The following is a 17,230-nucleotide window of genomic DNA, read 5'->3' as shown; positions in this document are numbered from 1 at the left end:
ATAGGCGAATGCCATACGCTCCGAGGGCGGCATTTGCCGCCGATGTAAGAATCTGGATACCATGGTACTTAAGGAAGCAGAAGAATTCTCAGCGATTGAATTCGTACTGGTCGCGGTTAATCGTTTCGATGTCCGAGTTATCGGTTACCCGAAACCGCTCGATGACAAAGCCATGCGGATTATTATCGGTTCGGGTCGCGTCAATCAGATAACAATCCGCTTTTAATTTTCGGAACGTGATATTGGTTGCCCGGACCAGGAGTATCCGGGCATGGATGGAACAGTAGTAAGGGGACTTACTCATATCAAGACCTACCGAATCAATCATAATTTTTTGAATGGTATTTCCCTGAAGCAGCTTTGTATAGAATCCCTTTTCCCGTAGATCAAGATAATGCCGAGTAATTGATTCATCACCTAGGTAAGCCGCTTGCTTCATGTTCTCATCGATGGCTTTCTCATCCGGTTCCTGATTGAAGAAAAGCTTGAGAAATGTTTTGACATGATCCTTGGCCTCGGCGGGTCGATTTGCATTTTGTTCCTGCGCCAAAGCCAGCATAATGGACTTTCCCGAGCTATCCAACACATAGATCTTTTCGCGCGATTCGTGACTGTTCTTATAGGACAGATAAGCCACCCAGGAAGCAAAACCCAGCAAGCCAATTAAGGCTAAAAAGACAATAGCCCGTACGAAATGAAACGACGACTCTATATTTCGCAGGTAGCGAAAATTAAAATTTGCATTCATACACGTGAATTTTTTAGTTAATAGCTACTCGCCGCAGCGATCACCCGACCCCCCATCTGGCCCGAGGCCGCTCCCGCTACCTGACCCGCGGTACGCAAGGGAGCCGACATCGCTCGCAATCCGTCCGAAACTCCTGTCGAATCCAACACCCAGGTTGCCAGTTTAGGAACCAGCAAATACCCAAAGATGCCCACCGCATAAAATAACAGATTGGCAATCGATGAGCTAGGCATACCGGGATTACCCTGAAGTTGCTGAAACTCAACCGTCAAACTGGACAGATGAAAACTATCCAGAATGAAGCCGTATATGTTAGCAATCGGAATCCATAAAAGGGTGTGTAAAACCCGACCCACCCAGGCCGCAATGGATGAATAAAACCAGTCAAAGCAGCCTAATCCAATCGTCAGGGGACCGAATATGCCCAGGATAATCAGAAAATACGTGGAGATGATTTTGATGCCAATGATGACGATAAAATAAATAAGCCTGAATAAAGCCATCAAGACATAATTCACCGTCGTGTCGATCACAAAATTGACCGCATCCGCAGCCGCTGATGAGATCGAATTAGACATACCCATGACTGCATCGGTCATTAACTGAAACCAGGACCGATTGTCCTCCGCAGCGGCTACCGGCGGTGGATTGTTGGAATTAGTCAAATTCTGGATGCGCGTTTTTGCGTTGGTAATTACCTGCTGCTCCACGTCATCGCGCCGGGAAGCCCCCATTTCCTGCGTAGCCTCGTTGAGCGTTCTGCCTACATACACCAGGCCACCATATAACCCAGGATAGGACAATAAAAGCATCGAAATGACCAGTGGCCGAATCAATGGGAAAATGTCAATCGCTTCATTTCGGGCCTGATGCGCCCATAACCGGTAGAAGACATAAAACAAAGCGCCTATAAGTCCTATCGCCTGCCCGATGGCCATGAAGGATGAGAATTCAGGCAGCATTGTATCAAACAAGGCATCAGCGGCTTCTTCAATACTGGTTATGGCACCACTGGCACCCGAAGCGTTCCAGCCGGTTCCAGGAGCTTGAAGTAACATCATGGTTTGTAGCGGAAAGAAGTGACTTTAGATAACAGTAACTGACTCGCATTAAAGCCGCCCGGCCCCCGGCAGCTGGTGGCCAGGGCGGGTGAATTTATCTGTAGACGGTCTGTACTGACCAGTCGCAAAAAATCAAACCCATAGCCCTGCCCAACGCCATGATTTGCCTGAGCCAGTTGCAGCGAGTCATCCCACCAGATTGGCATCGTTGTCACAATAGGACCGCAGGCATAGGTCTTCTGATTGGTCGTATCGACCAACTGAGAAAAGTAGGTCCATAGCAACGAATCACCTGAGGCTTCAACGGAAACGCCTGCTTGGAAAATCTGATTGCCCATACCCGGTACGACAGTCTCCCAGCGGCCTATGTAACCAGGAGGGAAAGCAGAGGCTTCCCGCCTAAACCGTTCGTGCTTGGTCTGACAAGCCGCCGTCAGCAAGCCTAGCATCAAGAGTATGTTTTTCATTTCTTTTTGAAGCGAACCATATACGGGTCAGAGATTTTTTTGCTTAGCATCGACCGCATAGCCTGTTCCGATTCCGCCAACCGGTAATAGTCAACCGAGGCTGCAACCTTCGTCCCAAAACTGACTAGATCCTGATGCTGCTGTTTGGCTTGAGCTAGCGACTTCTGCTGCGATTTTAGCCGTTCATAGGGCGATAGAAAAACAGGCTTGCCTTTCATGGCACTAAACGCGTTACGGGCCTTTATCAAATCCGTATTACCCAGCGTCCCCATGACGGTGGCGTTGTTATAAAAGGCTACATCATCCGTTGATGCCTTATCAAGATAGCGTTTGATCATTTTTGAGGTCGGTCCGCCATTGTCGTAACTCTGATCAATAGCGGAGACTTCGGTTCCCCATATATCTTTGGTCATTTTGCTTTCTATGCCTTTGATCGGAGAATCTTTGAGGGCTTTAGTCTCTTCATTATGTTGCAGGGCCCATTCGTACCTTAGTTTGAAATCCTGATAGTTGAGCTTATTCAACCGCTCCTGTCCGTCCTTCCATACTTCCCGCAATGAAGCCAGTTTTTTAACGAGTCGCTTATCCTTGGTCATCTGATAAATTGACATGATCTTTTCCGCCGCAGGAGCCACAACAACCGCATCCGCAATGGCTTTAATCATCTCATCCAGCGCCTTATTGACCATCAGGTTCATTAGATCGACGCCCGGATCAACAATTCCCCGTTTGATCTTACTTTCGGTCATGCCGAGCACCTTATCAATCTCAGCCTGAAGCGCTGGATCGGTTGGCATACCTCCCTGCAATTGCCCTGGGCCTAAAACATCGGTAGCTTCATCCTGAGCCTGGCTACGAAAGGGTAAAAAATTTAGTAGCCCTAGGATGACTAGCAGGCTTACTAAACGCGCGTAATTAGTTTGAATAGACATGGTTGAGGCCCGATTTTCGTTGAAAGCTATTTTGCTTGAATTCATCCGACTGCTGCTTTGCGATACGGTAGACGTAGATTCGCCGTAACTGGTCCCGCAGGCTACCAATCGCTTCCAATCGCTTTTTGATGTCTTCAGCCGCCTGATCCAGTACGTCCATGCGTTCCCCCTGGGACATCCAAGAAACCGTAACCCCTAACCCGTTGCTTCCTAAGTTACAAACAATGTTGACCGAAGAGGCTAGATCCTGCGTATTCCCCACCGATTTAAGTAATGACGCATAGCCTTGGCGTTCCTGCGCTGAAAAGACGGGTGAACTCAACACCTTATTCAGATCCTGAACGTGGCTTTTTATCGCGTCAAATAGCCCTTTAATGTTCAATTCCTTATAGTAGGAACAGAACTCAGGGGAAAGGGAGGTATGCGATTTTTTCCAGGCGTAATCGACCTTAAGCGTCTGGTAGGTAATTTTTTGCTGCGCCGAGTAACCATCCGCCACCATCTTTTTCAGCCGTTCAACTTCTCCGGCCGGTGTGGTACCCACATCCGCAATTTTTGAGGCTAGTTGCGCAATCTTATCACTAATACCCGACATAATCTGATCTTCCTTTTCACCAATCAGATTGGAGACTTCATCGGAAAGCTCATCCTTCATGCTCGCGAAGTAGCCCGTCAGATCAGTGCCAATGCTACTCAAGACATTATCCGGAGAAAGCTGATTCGACAAGTTTTCCACGTAGTTGCCAATCACGTCGCCCAGATCATCTTTTGCGACTTTGATGGGTGCTTGCCCCGGAAAGATAACGGTTGCTTTGCCGATGAGTGGCACATCAACGATGGGCATATACTGGCTCATATCGGGCGGCGTACCCGTCGTGTCAGCCGACTGAGCCAGGCTTAATGCTGCGCTTACAGCCACTAGAAGCAACGAAGAAATGCCCCGATTAACAAACTTGACTGGTTTCATAGAATTTATGCATTTAGATCTTCAGCGACTACTTCTTTAAGGGCTAAATCATAATTTCCACCGTTCGACTTAACCTTACGAGAGACCCGGATTTTTTCTCTTTGCTCGGTGGTGAAGGCATAGTATTCGGGCCGTGAAACTTCCAGACCATAGACACGATACCGCTGTCCACCCCAGCTGACAAAAAATTCTTTGTACTTGCGATTGGGATCGTTATCCCGGTTCATCGATAAGACTAAGTCTTTTTCCTTATCGGTCAGGCCCAGCAACTCTTTGACAAAAGTGAATTTGTTTTCGTACTTGCGCTGATCCATCAGAATCTTACAATCGGCGTTGTTGACGATGGAATCTTGAACGATTGGATTATTGATGATATCCTGAATCTCCTGGGTTACGATCCAGGCTTCTCCGTCGAACTTACGTACCGTTTTGTAGAGGTACTTTATGTAGCCCGCCATGTTCGGCGTCATGATCGCTTTCCAAGCCTCTTCAATCAAAATGATTTTCCGAGTCCCTTCCAGCCTTCGCATTTTAGAAATAAATGTATCCATCACAATGATGGTGACAATAGGAAATAGGATCGGGTGATCCTTCACGTTGTCCAACTCAAAGACGATAAACGGTTCGTGGAGTAAATCCAGGTTTTCCGTGGAATTGAGCAGAAAATCAAATTCACCTCCCGTATAATAGGGTTTGAGATTGAACATGAAATTGTCAAAATCAAAGTAGTCATCTTTAACCCCTTCCCGGTTCAGATACGCTTTAAAATCGTCGTGCATGAACTCATAGAAAGTATTGAAGCAGGCGACAATGTCGGGGTTCTCCCGAAGCTTACTAAAATAGCCCATCACCGCCGACGATAGCGCATTATATTCCGAGCGGTTGGTTTTCTCTTCTACCGATTTCCATAGCGTCAGCAGCAAGTTTTTTAACGATTCCGCTTTCTCCGTATCCGGCATCAACCGTCCCTCAATGTGAAACGGGTTGAAGTGAATCGGCTTTTCCATGGTGTAGGTAATGTATTTCCCTCCCAGCATGGCGCACAAACCCCGGTACGAATCCCCAACGTCGACGATCACCACGTGCGCGCCGTGCGTATGATAGCTCCGTAGCAGGTGGTTGGTTAAAAAGCTTTTACCCGATCCCGAAGGGCCAATGATGAATTTGTTGCGATTGGTGACCCAATTTTTTTGCATGGGTTCATCCGAAAAATCCACCCAGAGGGGCCGGCCGGACAGGCGATCGACAACCCGGACGCTATTCCTTGACGATTCCGAGGTATAGTAATTTGTTTCATGGTTGAACAGACAGGCCGCCTGGGGAGCAAACTGCGTAAACGTGTCTTCACGGGGCAGATCGGGAGAATTACCCGGTATACCGGCCCAGAACAGAAACGCGGCATCTTTGGTGTTCTCACGCGGCTTCAAATTCATCTTAGCAATAGCTGCGGTTGTTTTGTTACGCAGTTCGGGTAACCGCAGCTTATCATAGGTCCACACCTGTACATTGGAATGAATTCGAATTGGCGTCCACGATTTTTCAGCCGCCAAGGTCAGGAAGTTGTTGACCATGCCCGCATTGACGGAGTTGGCTCTATCAAAGTTGGATAAAGCCAGCATGTTGCCCGCTTTCTTTTCAAGCTCCGCCGTGATGAGCGTTTTATCATCGACAAACACGTACTGATTGTAGATGTGATTGCAGTCTAGCATCAGGCCGATGGGGGTTGCGTACCCTACCGATAGATTCGAGTTTTCCGTTGATAATGCGCCAATCCGAACATTGGTGTTTATCGCATCCGGCATATCATCCACTTGTGAAATGGTAAAGTATTTAACAAACTTCCCCCCTATCCGCAGCTCATCCTCTGAGGTAAAGTCCATATCCATTAAGGGTACGACTTCATCTTTGAGCGATAAGGTCATGTACCGCTCGATTAAACCGGCCTGCCCAACCGGAGCATCCCGATCCGGTTGCAATTCGTCATTCCCTAGGCGCCGGCATCTAATGAGTCTGGAGGAATCAAGGATCGATGTCAACTGGAGAACCGCCACCATGAACTTATCAATCTCCTGGGTATTCAGCGCCCGCTTTGGGACTAGCCCCGGTTTGAGTAAGGAAGTTGCCCCCGCCTTCGTACGCGTTCGCTCACCCTGAGAATACGTTACGTACATAAAGCACTCATGATGCAAAAACGGGCGCTCGTTGAAGTGGAGTTCGGATGAACGGTCCAAGTAACTTTCGGGTAACTCCTTGGCGTTAGGACGATATCTTTCTTCAACAAACCAATCCTGTTTGTGAAGAATTGTACCCGCTGGCAAAACGCCTATTGCTTTTGTCCAGGTCTCCACCAATTCACGGTAGTCACCCATTTCCGAGCCGTTTTCAAACCGCGCATTGAGGGTAAAAATTTCCGGGAGGGTAAGTTGGAAAGCCAGCGTTAAGTCGCCCCACTTAGAAAAAATACAGTTTTCTTCGACCGCGCCGAGTGGAAAGACTTTTGCCAGTTCTTTTACAGAATATGCCATAGTTGCGCCGTTAGTTGTACTTATTTTTTACGAAGATTTCGGTAAACCGAATCATGCCGAACCGTTACGATCCCCGGTAATTTCTTGCGGGCTTTCGCCCGTTCGTAGCCCCCCGCCCCCTGATTGGCTGAGCGTTTGACCAGGCCCATGTAGACGGCGTAACTCCCCAGGCCACAGGCTGAAAAAATCATCCATCCCGGTAGCGGCACAAAGACCGCTGATACCCCCCCCGTAACGACGATGCCAATAATCCATTTTACCAGTAGAGCCAGGTAATCCATGCCTACTACGCCCCGTACCTGGGGAGGGCGATCCGCGCCTTTATTAATTTCGTACGCCATCGTGAAGCGCTTATTTGCCGAAGGCTGCCGTTAAGACGAGCCCGACGACACCGGCAAACACGATAGCCGCGCCCCAGTTAATGACACTTTTCTTGAAATCGGGGTCATTGTTGAAGAATTTTGAAGCGCAGGATATACCCCCCACAAAGCCCATAATCAGACATAAAGGCAACATGAGGTCACCTACGCTTTTGCCGACATCTTGAAGCTCCGAGGTCGCTTTATCAACACCCTTGGCAATAGCGCCCGATTGTAGGCCCTGGCCATACAGATTACCCGTTGATAGAACAAAACCTACCACCAGGGCGAGCGCTGCGAAGTAATGAACGCGAACGTTTTTCATGGTAAAAAAAATTAATTAGTGAACTAATGAATGAATTTTAAAAGGAGGGTTACCAGTTGGTTTTGTCTGAGGGCAGCCCTGTAGACCTAAGTTTGGGTTAGCGGATACAACCCATGCCAATTTCCCTTCAGGAAGTTTTTGGCTGTGGTACTCGATTCGCTTCTTGAAAGCGGTGGAATAAGGGGACTGAGCTTACTGATGGATCGTCCTTCATAAGTCTATTGCTGGTTAGCAGCGCACGCTGAGCCAATCCCCTACTGCGTCTCTGTTTCATAATTTTGAAAATTGAACTTTATAGTGAAAGAGTATTATATAAATTAGTTTTTAGACCGCTCAATCAACCTTTCATAAACTATTATACAACTAACCTACAGCCGTCAACGGAGAATACAAACACGTTAAGTATTCGATGTTGCAACATTGATAACTTAAATAGTGGCTGTGAGTCTCATTGGTCCCCAAAAAAAAGGGGTTCATCCCTAGAAATATTCGTTTCGTCCTCGCAAAAATTTTCAAACATTTTTTACAAAATTTTCAATTTCTCACATGTTGGTGAAACATCTCCGCAAAAGATACGCGGTTGGCTTCGCCCTCTTCATTGGATATTTCCTTTGAAGCCGCCACGTAACTAGATTGAACGACGCTCTTCACATTTACATCGCCTGGCAATCGTTCAATAAGCGTACTAATGATCGTCAATAAGGCAGCTTGATGCCTTTCCTGTTGCTCTCTGAGCTGATTGTCTTTCTCCTCTAAACGAGTCAGTAGCACTTCTTTCGTCAACGTAGCCAATTCATTCATCCGCTCCTGATACAGGGTCAACTCTTCGCCATCTTCAAACTGATTATCCAGTAGGCGTTGATTCATACGCTCTTCTTCAGACAGCTCGGTAGGGGCCGAACTTTCTGTAAATCGCCCATCGTATCCTTGAGACAAATCAAATAGGATCTGTTCCCGTTCATAATCAATTTCGCTTTCCTTTTCACGCTCCAGTCTATAAGCCTGCTGCAAGGCATAAATTTCCTTCCAGGCTTCAGACAGCTCCGGCTCATCAGAAGTCGTTTCTTTCTCCTGACTAGCCGTTGAGCCAGTAGTAGTTGATGCTTGTGGCTCAGTAGTGTCGGTAGGTTGACCAGTGCCGTTTTCCTTGATCGTTGGCGAGTAACCCCCTTTCTCCAATTCAGCCAGTCGCATAAGAACTTGCTGATGCTCCTGCGAGGTGACATACGTAACTGGCTTTTCCTGGCCAGATTCAGCCGGATCGACTACGCTTCCCATGCTTTGTTTATCTGCGGAGGGTACAGCTGAAGGCGTATTTAAAAAATACCCCCTCAGCACCCAGCCCGAGATACTTAAGCCTACTACACCGATCACTAGTAGTATGGTATCCATCAGTCAAAACTTTTACGGGTCTTCCATTTAGCGATCAACTCGTTAACCTCACTTTTGTGTTCCGACCGGTGATGAGCCAACAAATTGTCGATTAAATCACCTACGTTCAGTTTGTATCCTTGCCGACGGGCCTCGCTGACCAGTACAGAAAGTAACAAATGAGACTCCTCCGAAACACGAATCGGTTTTCCCTCGCTTGCTAAGCTGGAACCGTTTGCTTTTACCGGCTTTTTAAAGAACGTTTCCAGATACGAACTGGACTTTGGCTCCTCCCCTCCCCTATTTTTTGGTTTCCGAGGAGCTGGAGCCACCTCCTTGGTAACCACTGGTTCCTGGGAAGTTGCCACCTCTTCCCCTTTTCTAGCTACATCCCCCTTGCTGGGTTGACTAACTTCCTCAACAGACGCCATTGCCTCTGGTTCAGATTGGTTTACCTCCTGCGTCTCAGCCGACATCTCCGGTTCGGAAATATCACCCTGTATTGGGGTTGTTACCGCCTTCGGTTCTGAATCATCGGCTGCCGACTCACCTGAAACAGGACTGGTCTGGTTTAGCCATGCCCTCAATCCACTATTGGGTGGATTGATCGTTGGCACTGTGTTTTTAATATTCTTGGCCATAAAAGTATACGGTTTATGAATTAGAAGCAAATATTTTATTCAGTTCCTGAATTAAAGGTTTAATAACAGCGTTCGGAAATAAAGTGGATCGGGTATCTTTGATGGCTACTGTATCGGGAATACGATGTTCCATAAAATGAACGTTCATCGGCGTTTTACGAGATTCGTTTAAACTATCTAAGTAGTTTATAGCTGCTTGCTCCAGTCCTGAATACCGATCTTTTCGTTCGCGGCTATCAAACTTGTTCCATAGCAAATACGTCGGAACCATACCTCCGTTTTTGTTGGAGAACTTAGCCATCGCCAACACGGTATGCATTGTTGATTCAAACGACAGTGGATCAGCTTCTAATAGGAGGACCGCAGCGTCTAACCGCTGTATCATACTGGGCATCCCCTCCACGTTTAATGTACCGGGTAAGTCTATGAGGACAAGCTCATTCTTATTGGCGTACGCCTCCAGCTTAGGTAACGTATTGGCTACTGAGTCGGCATAGATCGGATACGGGGTTTGTCCCAATTTTTCGGCCTTCCTTAAAAACCCCTCATCCGTTTTTAACCGTTCGATTTCTGAGGTACGAATTGATTGTAAGCTGTGTTGCGGAAAGTCACAATCAAAAATAGCCACCGGAATCCGCTCTACCTGATAGAAGTAGGTAGCGACGTGCGTGGTAATGCTGGTCTTGCCTACGCCCCCTTTCTGAGAACAAAATGAGATATACTTTGCCATTACAAAAGGTTAAAATGTTGATTTATTACATTATGACATTGTAAAAATGTTATATTCTTACAATGTATAGCTATACATTGTAAGAATGCCTAAATGTATAAAAAGTAGAATGATAAAAACAAACATTGACATAAAATTACTTTCTAACAATGTAAAAATGTATAGGATGTATATTGTGATAAATACACATTGTAAAGAATTGCCATTGTAATAATAACAAAATTAACAATGTGAAAATGTAATAATAATACAATGTAAAAATATGACATTATACTTTTCTTACATTGTAAGGGTTTCACATTGCGAATAAGCTCCCATGTGAAAATGTAAGCACTTAACATTGTAAGGAAATGTCTTTGTAAGCCCATAGCCGTGAGGGGCACGTATACCAAATATGGTTTATATACTGATGTGAAAATGTAATCAAATTACATTTTCACATCAGTATATCTTCAGCGATCGATTAGGGTTGTGAAGGTTCTATTCAGAGTAGACCTACTTTGTAACATTATTACAATGTAAGTTTTTTACATTATTGTCCTCTGTAGCCGGTTTGTAGTAAAAGGTGCTTATCCATAGTTGACGTCCTGTCTGTAAGAATGTAAAAAGGTTACATTCTATCATTTTTACGTGTTGATGCATACGGCTCAACCGCCCTTAAAAAAAATTCTTGTCCGGTTTATGAGCATCTCGTTTTTAGGAGTAGCTTTGTTTTGTAACAAAGAGCAAGATGTGTTTTGCGTGCCGCAAAACCTGACCTTGCGCTAACGCGACTACGGCCAGCATCTTGCCCCTATAGGGTCTTGACTCCGGGGGCAGCTCTTAGCTACGCAGTCTAATTTACTACAGGGCTATGGATAACCAGGCAGACAACAAGAACGTACATACAGGTGGACGGCCGAATCTTTCCGGTGACGAGGTACTCGCTTACCGGCTGGTGACACGCGTCAATGAGCGGGATAATGAAGCCATTCAACGGGATTTCAGGGCTTGGCAAAGTGGTCGCGTTGGCCGGATAGCGGACTACCTCCGCGAAATTATTTTGACCCGAAATGCACCCAAGTTGACGGCGACAAACGGAGCGGTCAACAATGACCAGGTGATCGAACTAACCCAGACGCTGCATAATATCCGCCAGCAGTTAAAGCACCTGGATACGAATTACAACCAGATCGCCAGGCGCATCAACAGCATTGAGCATACTGGGAAACTCTATTATGAGGTACAAACCAGTAAGGTCCTAATCGATAAAATTGGGCCCTTACTTACGCAAATAGACACGTTGGTGAAGGCACAAACCGAAGCAATTTATAAAAAATAGGATGGTCATTCGGCTAACAGTTGGGGCACAAATCGGCGGGGCGCTGCGCTATAATGAACAAAAAGTTGTTCAGAAACAGGCCCATGTACTGAGTGCCGCTGGCTTTGCCAACAATGAGTTAGCTGAAAAAAGTCGGCGTTATGCCACAAATGTTTTAGAAAGTCAGGCCCAAAAGAATGCGAATGTCAAAAAGCCAACGCTTCATTTTTCGCTGAGTTTGCACCCCACTGAGCAGGTTAGCGATGATAAATTCAAGGCGATGGCCCACCAGTTTATGGCTGAAATGGGCTACCGGCATCAACCCTATATGGTTTATCGCCATCACGATACGGCCCATCCTCACATTCATATTGTGACCACCTGCGTCGATGAAACGGGTTATAAGATCAACGATTCCTTTATCAAACGGCGGACCAATGCCGTACGCCAGCAGCTGGAGCTGCGCTTTGGTCTCATCAAAGCACAAGGTCGAGGTAAAGGGAAAACTACGGAGCAGATCCAGCAGGCGATACCGGTGCAAGCTGACGCCGTGATGCCCGGACAGGCCCAGCCAACAAGGGGCTTTGACAGGAAAGACCAGCTGGAAGCCATTTTGCGGGAAACCTTTCAGCAAGCGGCGTTTAACAACCTAGATGAATACCGAGCCTTGTTGAAGAAACAGCATATTCATACGGTTTTACATCAGAGTACAAGGGCTGGAAAAGCCTTTCGGGGCATTAGTTACCAGTTCACCGATGAGGCCGGTAAACCGGCAACACCCCGAATTAAAGCGAGTGAAATCGGAACCTGGGCTACCTGGAAGGAAATAGAAAAGCAGTTTGGCAAGAGGGGCCAGCAGCAGGGGCAAGGCCCGTCAACTGAGCTTACGTATGAGAAGTATAACGTGCTGGCATCGATCCTGTCGGATGAGGTACGGGCGTACAAAAAACAGCAGCACATCTATTACGATAGCGCCTTGCTTGAAAATTTTCCAACGGCAGCTATGCAAGCCCGGCTCCAGGCCATTACCCAGCACAAACTAAGCGAGGGGGAACTCAACGAGGCCGTGCGTCGCTTTGAAGCGTACAAACGGGCGCAACTACCTGACATTATTAAGAAGGAACAGTTGGCCTTTAGGCGCACGATGGAAACCTATACCCAGATCGCTAGTGAGATCCGGGGTAGTGCTCAAAACAAAAATGACTTCTTTTCGGCCCTTAGTGTGGAAATAACGGTCGATGGCTGGATCACCAGTCCGACCAATCGCCATGTAGCTTACCAGATCGGGCGAGCAGCGCTAGCGCGAATTCAAGCCGGTGATGGGCCTGAGCTTACCATGCCTACGCTTTATTCACGTGGAGAACGGACGGTTATGCTGCTGAGTGGGTCGAAAAAGCCTTTTAAGGAAAGCTACTACGATGTACGGGCGGATCACCTGAAACGTATTTTGAAACCGGAGCGGATGAGTAGTATCCATGCTCAATTGAACGCCAACTACGTCGCTCGGCTACAGGCAGACGGCCCCGTTTTAGCCGTGGACCAGGTACGCTATTTTTATCAACGGGGCATTGTGCTAGATCCACAACGGCTGGCAACGGGTAAGGCAGAAAACGAATCCGCTTTTACAATACGCTACCACCGTGCCCCCCTTCAGGCAGCCGTACCGGCTGGAAAAATGTTCGAAAAACAGATGCCTTATCTCAACATAGTGCACTGGCAAAAGGGATTATCGACTGAGGCCGGTCGATACATGGTCGCTTTGGCGCAATTGATAGACCAGGCCAAGCGTGACCAAGCAGAGAACAGTAACGAAAAGTCGAACGATCTTGCCTTCTTTCGGGAGCGAATACATCATCGTGATCCGGCCTTGGTTATGTTCTCCGATGAGGACTTGGTCAGCGTGTTAGAGAAGCGGAGCTTACAGGGAAAAGGCTTGATTAAACAAACCGATCTGGAATCTAAGCAGGACACGAACGCTTACATGAATGAGTCGACCCTACATACATCCCTTTTAAACATCCGAGCCGCAGACGTATTCGGCTACGAGCAAACAGGCAAGTATAAAAACGTAGGGAAAGGTATAAAAAAACGCGACAAAGGCCGAGAATTATAACTGTCAGGGGCGAGGTCTGGACACCGGGTGATTCAACAGGCAATTAGTTTTACGAATAAAATTTAAAAAAAGATGAAAAATTTATTAAGGACAAATCGGATTTTTAGGGGGACGAACGCCTTTTTTTTGGGGACCAATGAGACTCACAGCCACTATTTAAGTTATCAATACACCTACACTAATGCAGACGACTGTTTGATTTCATTACCGCAAAAAGTAGGTTAGGGGTTTGGTAATCAACAATTTAAAAAGGACGTATATGAGTAATCAACACGAACAACAGCAAAATGATTGGGTACACCGGGGTATACTCACTGTCAGCTTTGTCATCCTGATGGTGCACGCCTACTTTTTCTGTTTTGATAGTCTGGAAACGCGTGGCTATACATGGACCATCGTCAATAACTTCCTGATTAAGGTAAATCGGCAAAGTCACCTGTTTACTAACACGCTGTATACAAAGCTGATCTGTTTGGGGTTGCTGGGGCTGTACGGCTGGGCGAATAAACCCAAAAAGGATTTGACTACAACCTGGACGACCGTATGGGTCAATGGTTTACCCGGACTAGTCCTTTTCCTGAGTAACTTCTTTTTGTTGCGGGTATCGTCGGTGCCTGTGGACACCCGAAACACGCTTTACCTGATCACAACACTGGCTGGATTTATACTACTGCTGAGTGCGGTAAGCCTGGCAAGACGCATCCTGGGTTTCAATTTACGGGACGATCCGTATAATGAAGTCAACGAGCAGTTTATGCACCAGGAAGAGAAACTGGAGAATACGGATTCGGTCAATATTCCAATCAGTTACATCTATGGAAAGCAGCAAAGGACTGGTTGGGTAAATATCATCAATCCTTACCGGGCAACGATGATTGTGGGTACGCCGGGGTCCGGCAAGTCGTTCGCTGTGCTCAATAACTTCATCCGCCAGCATATCGAGAAGGGCTTTTCGATGATGGTCTATGACATCAAATATCCGACGCTCACCAAAATTGCCTACACCTATTATCTGAAAAATAAGGATAAGTACCCCGAGTTGAACAAGAATAAAAAGACGGGTGAGCTAGGGGCAACGCCTATGTTTTGTAATGTCAATTTTGATAAACCGCGGGAATCGCTACGGATCAATCCCTTGCTGCCGACAAAAATGACCGATATTCAGGATGCCCTGGAAGCGGCGAAAATCATAATGTATAATATCAACCGGGACTGGATTGGAAAGAGTGGTGATTACTTTGCTGATTCAGCCATTAACTTTCTGACCTCCGTTATCTGGTATTTGAAGCGATACGACGACCGGATGCTACAGGAAGCCAACCAAAAAGGGGTTGAACACGATGGTCGGTTCTATTGCACCTTACCACACGTTATCGAACTGATTGCCACCGTTAAGGAACAATTATTTCCCATTCTGCAATCCGAGGAAGATATTGAATTACTACTAAGTCCTTTTGCCTCTGCCTTATTGAAGGGCGCTAACAACCAGTTGGAAGGACAGATTTCATCGGCGCTGATTGCACTGGGGCGCGTGGCCAGTCCAGCCTTGTACTGGGTATTGACGGGAAATGATTTTAGCCTGGATATTAACAATCCCAAGGAGCCTAAGATTCTCTGTTTAGGAAACAATCAGGAACGTAAGGATACCCAGGGGATCATAATTGGCTTGATTAACTCTCGGATGGTGAAACTGATCAATAAAGAAGGCCAGTTGAAGTGCTCGATCATTGTTGATGAATTACCAACGATCTATTTGATGGGTTTGGATAACCTCATCGCTACGGCTCGGAGTAACAAGATATCCACCTGTCTGGGTATTCAGGATTACACCCAAATTAAAAAAATGTATGGTGACAAAGAGGCCGCAGCCATCTGGACGATTATTGGAAATATATTCTCCGGTCAGGTAGTGGGAGAGACGGCTAAAGACCTATCCACGCGATTTGGGAAGATTCGTCAGCAAAGCCGGTCCGTATCCATCAACGAACGGGATACGAATATAAGCCTGTCCGAACGGATGGAACCGTTAATCCCCGAATCTAAAATCTCCTCCATTTCTCAAGGTTCGTTTGTGGGCAGCGTAACCGATAATTTTGATCAAAAAGTGAAGCTAAAAACCTTCAATGGCGAACTGGTCGTTGAACCAGCCATGGTTGACCAGCTAACGAAGCTAACCCCTATTCCGGAGCGGCCCGAAATGGCTAATTACACGGATGAGGAACTCAATAAGCTAGTGGCTGATAACTTCAAACAGGTTAAAAAAGAAATAAAAAAATTAGTAGCATCGGAGTTGAATCGCCTGAACAATGATCCAACCTATCAGCACTTAGTTACCCAATACCAGGAAGCCGAAGAGGACTAATGCAGCTTATGTCAAGCCAATTTGATTATTTAGCATATAATTTGACTTGGAATTGGCGCGACAGGAATGCAGGAACGTTTGAGTAACCGATTACGAGAGGCCCGGATTGAACTGGGCTTGACGCAGGCTGAGGCAGCCAGCGCCATCGGGATTAAACAACCCATGCTCCACAGGGCTGAAACATCCATGGAGATTAGCAGCCATCGATTACTGCACATCCTGGACTACTACATCAATCAACGACGGGTTAATCCGGCCTGGTTGTTACGTGAACCGAATACGGCCTTCGACATCATTGCCGGAGAAAGTAAGGTTGAGGAGAAGAAACTTCAGTTGCTGAAAGCGTTTCGGGAAACGTTGGATGAAATGGATCAATCCAGTGAATAGGCTACTTTCTTGTGAATGTGGTCGTTAACTGAGCCGGTTTAGACAGGAGGAAACAGTAGGGTAGGGGATCGACAACCTGCCCGTTATACCGAACGCCGTAGTGCAGGTGGGGACCGGTAGTCATGCCCGATGCGCCAACCTGCCCAATAACTTGGCCACGATAGACAAAGTCACCAGGTTTAACCCAAGATGAGAGTAGATGTCCATAGAGGGTTTGATGGCCCCGTCCGTGCGTTAGGTAAATTGCTAACCCAATGCCGTCCGGTTGATTGATGAGTTGCCGACAAAAGCCATCGGCAGTAGCGTAAACTAGGGTTCCCAGCGGAGCCGGTAAGTCAATACCCGTGTGAGATGCCAGACTCCCTAGTACGGGATGTTGCCGCATACCAAACCCAGAACTCATGCGGGTTCTCACCCGACCGGTTACTTTATCCGCTGCCACATAAAAAGGTAAAATTGAGGGAATATCTCGTAAGCGATTCAACGATCGTTGCCGATCCGTAAGGACTGTTTTGCCCGCTACTTCCTTGTTCCGAAGCGCCGTTACCCGAAGAATAGCCAAACTATCCACGTATCGTAAAAACTGTACGCTATCCCTAAGGGGAACATCGGTCACAGCCGATGAGGTCGGTTTCGAAAAGCTGGCCAGGGAATTGGTTTTGTCGAGGTACGTAATTGGAAAGGAATGCTCAGCGTGTGGAGCGGCCGTATCGGATGTAACCTGCTCTGAGTTGGGTGAGAGCAGGGTAGGAGCAGTAAAGACGCCCTGAGCTATACCAGATTGAGACCCGACCAATAGGCCGTAAATGGTGAGTAACTGATTTGAAATGCGCATAGCCAAAAATAAAAATAAAAATTCTTGGATACTATGGTTTAGTAGTATATACTATAGTAATTCGCTTACTTAAAGACTGTTTTCCCAATATCCCTAAACGCTGAGTA

Annotated in this window: 16 protein-coding genes; 4 read left to right on the top strand and 12 right to left on the bottom strand. The window is 46.8% G+C overall.

Annotated elements, in window-relative coordinates; translation table 11 throughout:
• Positions 1–88: 88 nt before the first annotated feature.
• The 11 genes from traK to ACYVEA_RS30000 form a co-directional block, all read right to left on the bottom strand.
• Positions 89–748 carry a conjugative transposon protein TraK gene (gene traK, locus ACYVEA_RS30050; protein WP_461117070.1) on the bottom strand — a complete coding sequence of 220 codons (660 nt, stop codon included), beginning with the start codon at positions 746–748 and terminating at the stop codon, positions 89–91.
• Between the two features lie 17 nt (positions 749–765).
• A complete protein-coding gene (locus tag ACYVEA_RS30045) occupies positions 766–1,809 on the bottom strand; it encodes a hypothetical protein (RefSeq protein WP_461117069.1) in 1,044 nt (347 codons plus the stop codon).
• Entirely contained in the window at positions 1,806–2,276 is a 471-nt protein-coding gene (locus ACYVEA_RS30040) for a hypothetical protein (protein ID WP_461117068.1), read from the bottom strand. Before ACYVEA_RS30040 ends, ACYVEA_RS30045 begins: the two co-directional genes overlap by 4 nt.
• The gene (locus ACYVEA_RS30035) at positions 2,273–3,208 is read right to left on the bottom strand and encodes a hypothetical protein (RefSeq protein WP_461117067.1); all 936 of its coding nucleotides are present in this window, start codon (positions 3,206–3,208) and stop codon (positions 2,273–2,275) included. Before ACYVEA_RS30035 ends, ACYVEA_RS30040 begins: the two co-directional genes overlap by 4 nt.
• Complete coding sequence (locus tag ACYVEA_RS30030) at positions 3,192–4,175, bottom strand: hypothetical protein (protein WP_461117066.1); 984 nt, start codon at positions 4,173–4,175, stop codon at positions 3,192–3,194. The genes ACYVEA_RS30035 and ACYVEA_RS30030 overlap by 17 nt, the downstream gene beginning before the upstream one ends.
• A gap of 5 nt (positions 4,176–4,180) precedes the next feature.
• Positions 4,181–6,700 (bottom strand): TraG family conjugative transposon ATPase, encoded by a 2,520-nt coding sequence (locus ACYVEA_RS30025; protein WP_461117065.1) that lies wholly within the window; start codon positions 6,698–6,700, stop codon positions 4,181–4,183.
• Between the two features lie 20 nt (positions 6,701–6,720).
• Positions 6,721–7,041: a hypothetical protein gene (locus ACYVEA_RS30020; protein ID WP_461117064.1), complete on the bottom strand. Its 321-nt coding sequence runs from the start codon at positions 7,039–7,041 to the stop codon at positions 6,721–6,723.
• A gap of 10 nt (positions 7,042–7,051) precedes the next feature.
• A complete protein-coding gene (locus ACYVEA_RS30015) occupies positions 7,052–7,384 on the bottom strand; it encodes a DUF4134 family protein (RefSeq protein ID WP_461117063.1) in 333 nt (110 codons plus the stop codon).
• A 534-nt stretch (positions 7,385–7,918) separates the two neighbouring features.
• Complete coding sequence (locus tag ACYVEA_RS30010) at positions 7,919–8,776, bottom strand: hypothetical protein (protein ID WP_461117062.1); 858 nt, start codon at positions 8,774–8,776, stop codon at positions 7,919–7,921.
• Positions 8,776–9,396, bottom strand: coding sequence for a DUF3408 domain-containing protein (locus ACYVEA_RS30005; RefSeq protein WP_461117061.1), 621 nt, complete (start codon positions 9,394–9,396; stop codon positions 8,776–8,778). Before ACYVEA_RS30005 ends, ACYVEA_RS30010 begins: the two co-directional genes overlap by 1 nt.
• Before the next feature lie 13 nt (positions 9,397–9,409).
• Complete coding sequence (locus tag ACYVEA_RS30000) at positions 9,410–10,126, bottom strand: ParA family protein (protein ID WP_461117060.1); 717 nt, start codon at positions 10,124–10,126, stop codon at positions 9,410–9,412.
• A gap of 853 nt (positions 10,127–10,979) precedes the next feature.
• Here ACYVEA_RS30000 and ACYVEA_RS29995 point away from each other — a divergent pair.
• The 4 genes from ACYVEA_RS29995 to ACYVEA_RS29980 all read left to right on the top strand — a co-directional run bounded on the left by ACYVEA_RS29995 (position 10,980) and on the right by ACYVEA_RS29980 (position 16,288).
• Positions 10,980–11,447, top strand: coding sequence for a hypothetical protein (locus ACYVEA_RS29995; RefSeq protein ID WP_461117059.1), 468 nt, complete (start codon positions 10,980–10,982; stop codon positions 11,445–11,447).
• Between the two features lies 1 nt (position 11,448).
• Positions 11,449–13,539: a relaxase/mobilization nuclease domain-containing protein gene (locus tag ACYVEA_RS29990; protein WP_461117058.1), complete on the top strand. Its 2,091-nt coding sequence runs from the start codon at positions 11,449–11,451 to the stop codon at positions 13,537–13,539.
• Between the two features lie 259 nt (positions 13,540–13,798).
• Positions 13,799–15,901 carry a YWFCY domain-containing protein gene (locus ACYVEA_RS29985; RefSeq protein ID WP_461117057.1) on the top strand — a complete coding sequence of 701 codons (2,103 nt, stop codon included), beginning with the start codon at positions 13,799–13,801 and terminating at the stop codon, positions 15,899–15,901.
• A gap of 66 nt (positions 15,902–15,967) precedes the next feature.
• The gene (locus tag ACYVEA_RS29980; protein WP_461117056.1) at positions 15,968–16,288 is read left to right on the top strand and encodes a helix-turn-helix domain-containing protein; all 321 of its coding nucleotides are present in this window, start codon (positions 15,968–15,970) and stop codon (positions 16,286–16,288) included.
• Position 16,289: 1 nt separating this feature from the next.
• Here ACYVEA_RS29980 and ACYVEA_RS29975 read toward each other — a convergent pair whose 3' ends face one another.
• The gene (locus ACYVEA_RS29975; protein WP_461117055.1) at positions 16,290–17,123 is read right to left on the bottom strand and encodes a M23 family metallopeptidase; all 834 of its coding nucleotides are present in this window, start codon (positions 17,121–17,123) and stop codon (positions 16,290–16,292) included.
• Positions 17,124–17,230: the final 107 nt, after the last annotated feature.

It is taken from the genome of Spirosoma jeollabukense (assembly GCF_054777855.1).
The sequence above is the reverse complement of the archived record's forward strand: the minus strand, read 5'-3'. Positions and strand labels throughout refer to the sequence as shown.